The organism is Actinomyces succiniciruminis (genome assembly GCF_900002405.1).
GTDB lineage: Bacteria > Actinomycetota > Actinomycetes > Actinomycetales > Actinomycetaceae > Actinomyces > Actinomyces succiniciruminis.
This window is the reverse complement of record NZ_LK995510.1, coordinates 60,463-67,242: the sequence shown is the minus strand read 5'-3', so window position 1 is coordinate 67,242 and position 6,780 is coordinate 60,463. Positions and strand designations below refer to the sequence as shown.

At 72.1% G+C, this 6,780-nt stretch carries 6 protein-coding genes and 1 pseudogene; all 7 read left to right on the top strand.

Features of this window, described 5'->3' with window-relative positions; translation table 11 throughout:
• Positions 1–128: 128 nt before the first annotated feature.
• Entirely contained in the window at positions 129–602 is a 474-nt protein-coding gene (locus BN1056_RS08335; protein WP_073330589.1) for a YbjN domain-containing protein, read from the top strand.
• Positions 599–1,294 carry a type III secretion system chaperone family protein gene (locus tag BN1056_RS08330; protein ID WP_210580334.1) on the top strand — a complete coding sequence of 232 codons (696 nt, stop codon included), beginning with the start codon at positions 599–601 and terminating at the stop codon, positions 1,292–1,294. The genes BN1056_RS08335 and BN1056_RS08330 overlap by 4 nt, the downstream gene beginning before the upstream one ends.
• On the top strand, positions 1,291–2,268 hold the full coding sequence (miaA, locus tag BN1056_RS08325) for a tRNA (adenosine(37)-N6)-dimethylallyltransferase MiaA (protein WP_210580332.1): 978 nt from the start codon (positions 1,291–1,293) through the stop codon (positions 2,266–2,268). The genes BN1056_RS08330 and miaA overlap by 4 nt, the downstream gene beginning before the upstream one ends.
• Before the next feature lie 29 nt (positions 2,269–2,297).
• Positions 2,298–3,269, top strand: coding sequence for a diaminopimelate epimerase (locus BN1056_RS08320; protein ID WP_210580330.1), 972 nt, complete (start codon positions 2,298–2,300; stop codon positions 3,267–3,269).
• Positions 3,270–3,363: 94 nt separating this feature from the next.
• Positions 3,364–4,670: pseudogene (brnQ, locus tag BN1056_RS15095) on the top strand (branched-chain amino acid transport system II carrier protein).
• A 162-nt stretch (positions 4,671–4,832) separates the two neighbouring features.
• Positions 4,833–6,125: an ATP-dependent Clp protease ATP-binding subunit ClpX gene (gene clpX / locus BN1056_RS08310; RefSeq protein WP_210580402.1), complete on the top strand. Its 1,293-nt coding sequence runs from the start codon at positions 4,833–4,835 to the stop codon at positions 6,123–6,125.
• Complete coding sequence (locus tag BN1056_RS08305) at positions 6,122–6,478, top strand: chorismate mutase (RefSeq protein ID WP_210580328.1); 357 nt, start codon at positions 6,122–6,124, stop codon at positions 6,476–6,478. The genes clpX and BN1056_RS08305 overlap by 4 nt, the downstream gene beginning before the upstream one ends.
• Positions 6,479–6,780 lie beyond the last annotated feature (302 nt).

Below are 6,780 nucleotides of genomic sequence, written 5' to 3'. Positions count from 1 at the left end.
CTCGTGCCTCGGGCCGCTCCCGCCAGCCCCGCCACGCCTTCGCCCCAACCTCTCCCGCCGGTTGCGTGCCGCGCAGCCGTCCGCGAAGCCACATGGGAAACATTAGGGCCGCCCGTTACGCTGGTGTCATGCCGCAGTTCGAACCCGCCAGCGCCGCCGACGCCCCCGCAGCCCCGGCTCCGGTGGACGTCGACCGCGTCATGGACTGCGTGCGTCGCCTGGGCCTGCGCTTCTTCCTCGACGATGAGGGCGACGTCGGTATCCCCTGGCGCTACGTCACCGTCCACGCCATCTTCCAGGGCGACCGCGCCCTGCAGCTGCGCGGCGTGTGGCACCGCATCGCCGACACCGAGCACCTGGCAGAACTGCGCCGCCTGGTGGAGGACTGGAACGCCACCCGCATCGGTCCCAAGGCCTACCTGACGATCGCCGACGGCGGCGTGGTGCGGCTGCACGGGGAGGTCACCTATCCGCTGGGCGCCGGCATGACCGACGCGCAGCTCGAGGACTTCATCTTCACCGGCTGCCGGCTCATCGTCGCCCTCATGCGGGAGGCGGAGGACGTCTTCCCGGACCCCATCCGCGGAAGGCTGGAGCCATGAGCCGTCGGCCCGGCCGGCGTTGGACCGGCTTTATCGCGCGCCTGTTCGGCAAGTCCTGGGATGAGCGCGTTCCCGGCGACCAGGACAACCCGCCCGACGTGCGGCAAATCCACCGCGAGGGCGGGCGTCGGCTGCGCCGCCCCGGGCCGGTGGACCTGTCCGACTTCGACATCGACTACCCCGAGCGCGTCGACACCCGAGCCGACTCGCAGCCCGGCCCGGCGCAGGTCGCCCGCGGCGGCGCACGCGGGCAGGACAACGGCGAATTGCCCACCCCACTGACCCTGGATCGCATCGAGGCCATGCTCACCGGTCCGATGGGCTACGGGGTGCGCCGGCACCGCGAGGATGACCACGTATGCCTGCTGGGCACTTGGGACGGCTTCCCCTTCGTCATTGAGATTCCCGAGGGCCACGACGACTGGCTGCTGGTGTCCGGCGACTGGGAGAAGCCGGCCGGTGAGAGCGAACGCGACGAGCTGGCGGCCTCCGTCAACGACTGGAACCGCGACAAGTACTTCCCGACCGTCGCCCTCGTGGACACTCCGGCCGGTCCGCTGGTGCGTGCGACCTACCTGGTGGGGATGGAGCCGGGCGTCACCGACGCACAGCTGCGCCTGCACCTGGACACCGCCCTGTCCTCCTGCACCCAGGCCCTCAGCCGGGTCCAACCCCTGCTGCCCGAGCTGTGAGCGCCCAGATCCCGCCGGTGCAGGTGGCGGTGGTCGGTCCCACCGCCACCGGCAAATCCGAGCTAGCCCTGGACCTGGCCGATGCCCTGGGCGGGGCGGCCGAGATGGTCAACGCCGACGCCTTCCAGCTCTACCGCGGCATGGACGTCGGCACCGCCAAGCTCCCCCTCGCCGAGCGCCGCGGCTACCCCCACCACCAACTCGACGTGCTGGACGTGCGCCAGGAGGCCAGCGTCGCCGCCTACCAGACCCATGCACGCGCCGACCTAAAGGGCATCGCCGAGCGCGGCAACCGGGCCGTCATCGTGGGCGGCTCCGGGCTGTACGTGCGCGCCGTCACCGACGCCCTGGACTTTCCCGGCACCGACCCCCGGCTGCGTGCCGCACTGGAGGAACGCGCCCGAGTCGAGGGCACCGCCGCTCTGCGGCAGGAGCTGCAACGGGTGGACCCGGAAGCCGCCGCGCGCATTGAGCCGGGCAACACGCGGCGCATTGTGCGCGCCCTGGAGGTGGTGCGGCTCACCGGCCGTCCCTTCTCCGCCTCGCTGCCCCGCTACGCCGACCTCGTCCCCACCGTGCACCTTGCGCTGCGCTGGGACCGCGACGTCCTGAACCGGCGCATCGACGTGCGCGCCGAGACCATGTTCGCCTCCGGCCTGCTGGAGGAGACCGCCGGCCTGCTTGAGGACGGCCTGCGGGAGGGGCCGACCGCGCCGCGCGCCATCGGCTACGCCCAGGCCATCGCCGTACTCGACGGCCGCATGCCACGATCAGAGGCGGTCGCCGCCACTGCCGCCGCCACCCGCAAACTCGCCTCCCGGCAGCTGAAGTGGTTCCGCCGCGACCCGCGCGTGCACTGGCTCGACGTCGCCGCCAACGGGGTCACCTGGGCGAGTGGGGAGCGTGAGCGCGTCGTCGCCGAAGCCGCCCGCCTCGTGCAGGCGGCCGACTCCCACGCCCGGGCCGGACAGTGACAGCTCCGGTTAGGCAATAGGGTGACCCCATGACCATCGCCCCCGGCCTGGCCGGCCGCACCCTCATCAAGGGCCACGCCGCCGGCTCCGACCTCCTGCTGCTCGTCGACCCCGAGCGGGAGGCCGCCTTCACCGCCGCCGACGTCGCCGCAGTCTGCGACCCCCACACGGGCCTGGGCGCCGACGGCCTGGTACGGGTGGCGCGCACCGCCGCCCTGCCCGGAACCGAGGCGTTCCGCGCCGCCGTCCCCGAGGCCGAATGGTTCCTGGACTACTACCGCCCCGACGGCGCCCCCACGGCCGGCGCCGCACCCACCTACGGCGACGCCTGCCGCCTGCTGGCCGCCGTACTGGACGCCGAGGGCCTGGTGTCCCTCGCCGACGGCGCCGCCATCACCATCGGCACCCGTGGCGGTGCCCGCACCGTCACCCGCCTGGGCGAGCTGTGGGCCGTCGACGTCGGCCCCGCCCACCTGGCGGAGGTGACCGATCCGGCCGCGGACGCTGCCGCGGAAGGGTGGGACACCGCCGTGTCGATCCCGGGCCTGGCCGGGGAACGGGCCGCCCTCAGCCTGAACCTGTCGGGCCGGCACGCCGTCGTCGCCGTCGAGCAGGAGGCCGAGCTGGACGCCGCCGAGCTTGGCGATCCCGCTGCGAGCGAGTCGATCGCCTACACGCCCGCGCCGCTAACGCCCCCGATCCTGGAGCTGTTGGTGCCGCTCGGGGAACACACCGACCCGGAGACCGGCGCCACCATCGGTCGTGCCCGCGTGCGCGTGCTGACGCCGGGCGTTGGGGAGGTGCGCGCCAGCGCCGAGGCCAGCTGCGCGGCGGCGCTGGCCCTGCATGAATGGACCGGCAACGGTGCGCCCGCGGACTATCTGCTGCGCCTGCCCGGCGGCGAGGTCGGCGTGCACGTTGGCGCCGCCCCGCTCACCGACGGCGCCTCCCCGGTGCTCACCGGGCCGGTGGACCTAGTCGGGCGGATCACCCTTGCTTGAGCGCACGGCGGCCCCCGCCCCGGCCACCGTGAACACCGCCCGCCCCACGCCCGGCGGGGGAGCCGGACCGGCGACCATCGCCACCACCGGACTGATGCTGTTCGCCCTGTTCTTCGGCGCCGGCAACATGGTTTTTCCACCGGTCCTGGGCGCGTCGGCCGGCGCACACCTGCCCGCCGTGTTGGTCGGGTTCCTGGCCACCGGGGTGGTGGCGCCGCTGGCGGCCGTGGTCGCCGTGTCCACCTCCGGAGAGGGGATCGTGGGCCTGGCCCGGCGCGTGGGGCCGCGCTTCGGCGCGCTGATGCCGCTGGCCGTCTACCTGTCCATCGGCCCGCTGTACGCGGTGCCGCGGGTGGCCACCGTCTCCTACGAGCTGGCCATTCGCCCGCTGCTGGGCCTGGCAGGGGTCGACGCGGGCCACTGGGCGCTGCCGGCCCATGCGGCCGTCTTCTTCACCGCGTCTGTGGCGGTGGCGGCCCGGCCCAGCCACCTGGCCGACGCGATCGGCCGCTGGCTCACCCCCGCGCTGCTGGCGCTGATCGCCGTGCTGTGCACGGTGGTGGTCGCCTCCCAGCCGGTGGTGACGCGCCCAGCCGCGCCGGACTACACCGCCGCTCCCGTCGCCACCGGGCTCACCCGCGGCTACCTGACCATGGACGTGCTGGCGGCAACCGTCTTCGGCATCGTGGTCATCACCACGCTGCACGGCCGGGGCCTGCGCACCCCGCGCGCGGTGGTGCGGGCCACCGCCGCCTCCGGGGCCCTGGCCGCGGGCCTGCTGGCAGCGGTGTATGTGGGGCTGGCCCTGATCGGTGAGCGCACCCCGGGTGCCGCCGACGACGGCACCGCCCTGCTGCGTGCGGCCGCGGCCCGGGCACTGGGCAACTGGGGGGGGTAGTGATCTTCGCGGCCATCGTGTTGCTGGCCTGCCTGACCACCAGCGTGGGGCTGCTGTCCGCCTGGGCCGGTTACGCCACGGCGGTGCTGCCCGCCCTGCCGGTCCCGGCGCGGCTGCGCCCGCATGCGCAACTGCTGGCCGGCGCGGTCATCTCCTTCGGCCTGGCCAACCTGGGGCTGCGCGCCATGATCGCGGTCATCACGCCGGTGACGCTGCTGCTGTATCCCGTGGCGATCACGCTGGTGCTGGTCGCGCTCATTGACGCCGTCGCCCCCGGACACCTCCGGGCCGCCTACCGGGTGCCGGTGGGCGTGGCCGGGCTGCTGGGGCTGGTTGCGGCCCTGGCCGGCTTCGGGGCGGATGCTCCCGCGCAGCTGCTGGCGGCCACCGGCCACTGGAATGACACCACCGGTTGGATCCTGCCTACGCTCGTGGCCGGCGCCCTGGGGATTGCTGCGGACCTGCGCTCCGGGCGCTGGGGTCGCACCGCCTCCGGGCACTGATGGAGCACCGCCTGCCCAGGGGATACGGGCACCAGCGGCTGTTCGCCCAGGGATTGGTGTCAACACACCGGCCGTTTGACTGTAGCCGTGGCGGCCTGCTCCCCGTAGGCTGGGGCGGTGTCCGCACTTGGCGGGCGCACCCGAAAACGGGAGGGAATCCAGGTGGCACGCAGCGCTGAGAGCGTCGACCTTCTCAAGTGCTCCTTCTGTGGCAAGAGTCAGAAGCAGGTCAAGAAGCTCATCGCGGGACCGGGCGTCTACATCTGCGACGAGTGCATCGAGCTGTGCAACGAGATCATTGATGAGGAACTGGGCGCGTCCAGCTCCGGAGTCCCGCTCGAACTGCCCAAGCCGCAGGAGATCTTCGACTTCCTGAACCAGTACGTCATCGGCCAGGAAGACGCCAAGCGCGCCATGAGCGTGGCCGTATACAACCACTACAAGCGCGTCCAGATGCGTGAGCGCGCCGTCGCCGAGGGGGACGGGCTGGAGCTGGGCAAGTCCAACATCCTGCTGCTGGGGCCCACCGGCACCGGCAAGACGCACCTGGCCCGTACCCTGGCCCGCCTGCTGGACGTGCCCTTCGCGATCGTCGACGCCACCGCCCTGACCGAGGCCGGCTACGTGGGCGAGGACGTGGAGAACATCCTCCTCAAGCTCATTCAGGCCGCGGACGGCGATGTCAAGCGTGCCGAGAAGGGCATCATCTACATCGACGAGATCGACAAGATCGGCCGCAAGGCGGAGAACCCCTCCATCACCCGCGACGTGTCCGGGGAGGGCGTGCAGCAGGCCCTGCTGAAGATCATCGAGGGCACCACCGCGTCGGTGCCGCCGGGCGGCGGCCGCAAGCACCCCCACCAGGAGTTCCTGGAGATCGACACCACGAACATCCTGTTCATCGCCGCCGGCGCCTTCTCCGGCATCGAGGAGATTGTCCGCCAACGCCGCCGCCGCGAGGCCGGCGCCCAGAACGTGGGCTTCGGTGCCACTCTTGCCAAGGACCAGGGTGAGGACGTGTTCACCACGCCGGTGCGTCCCGAGGACCTGCACAAGTTCGGGCTCATCCCCGAGTTCATCGGCCGGCTGCCGGTGATCGCCACCGTGCATGACCTGGGCGTGGACGAGTTGGTGCGGGTGCTGACCGAACCTAAGAACGCCCTGCTGACCCAGTACAAGTACCTGTTCAGCCTCGATGGCGTGGAACTGGAGCTTACGGACGAGGCCATCCGGGCCATCGCCACCCTCGCACTGGAGCGCAAGACCGGTGCTCGCGGGCTGACCAGCATCGTGGAGGAGGTGCTCGGGCAGGCCATGTTCGAGGTGCCCTCCATGCCTGAGGTTGGCCGCGTCGTCGTCGACGCCGACGCCGTGCGCGGCACCGGCAGCCCCCGTTATGAGCACGGCAGTGGCACCCTGTCAGCCACCTCCAAGGGCAGGACCCGCACCGCATGAGCACCCAGCTGCCGCAGCCGCAGGCAGGACCGGGGGCGCCGTTGGGTACGCCCGCCCCGGTGCCGCCGCAGCTGGCGGCCTACCGGGCCACCATTGACAACCTCGACGCCGCCCTCATCCACCTGCTGGCGGAGCGCTTCCGCTGCACCCGGCAGGTGGGCCGGCTCAAGGCGGAACTACACCTGCCACCCTCGGATCCGGCTCGTGAAGAGCAGCAGGTGGCCCGGCTGCGGGCGCTCGCGGAGGAGGCGGGCCTGGACCCGGTGTTCGCCGAGAAGTTCTTCGCCTTCATCGTCGCCGAGGTGATCCGCCACCACGAGGCCATCCGGGACGGCAAAGAAGGAGACGAGTGAGCCTTTCCCGACTCCCATGCGTCCTTCGTGGGGCGCAGAACCGATAGGACTGACGGCGGCTTTCCGAGTTCTTCGTGCTTGAGGGTGCCCTGGGCTGTCGGTGGTGGTTGGCGCGCGTGTCCCGGTAGCGCGGCACGTGGCGCGATTTGTGGGAGTGCGCGTTGGCTGGGAGGGCGCGCGGTGGATCATGCCCGACGGTTCGCGCCCTCGCCCGACGGTTCGCGTGTTGCGGTCGACGATTCGGCAGTTCCTGCGACGGCTCGTGGGGTAGACGCCCGAACCAGCTAGAAGACCGGGACGCG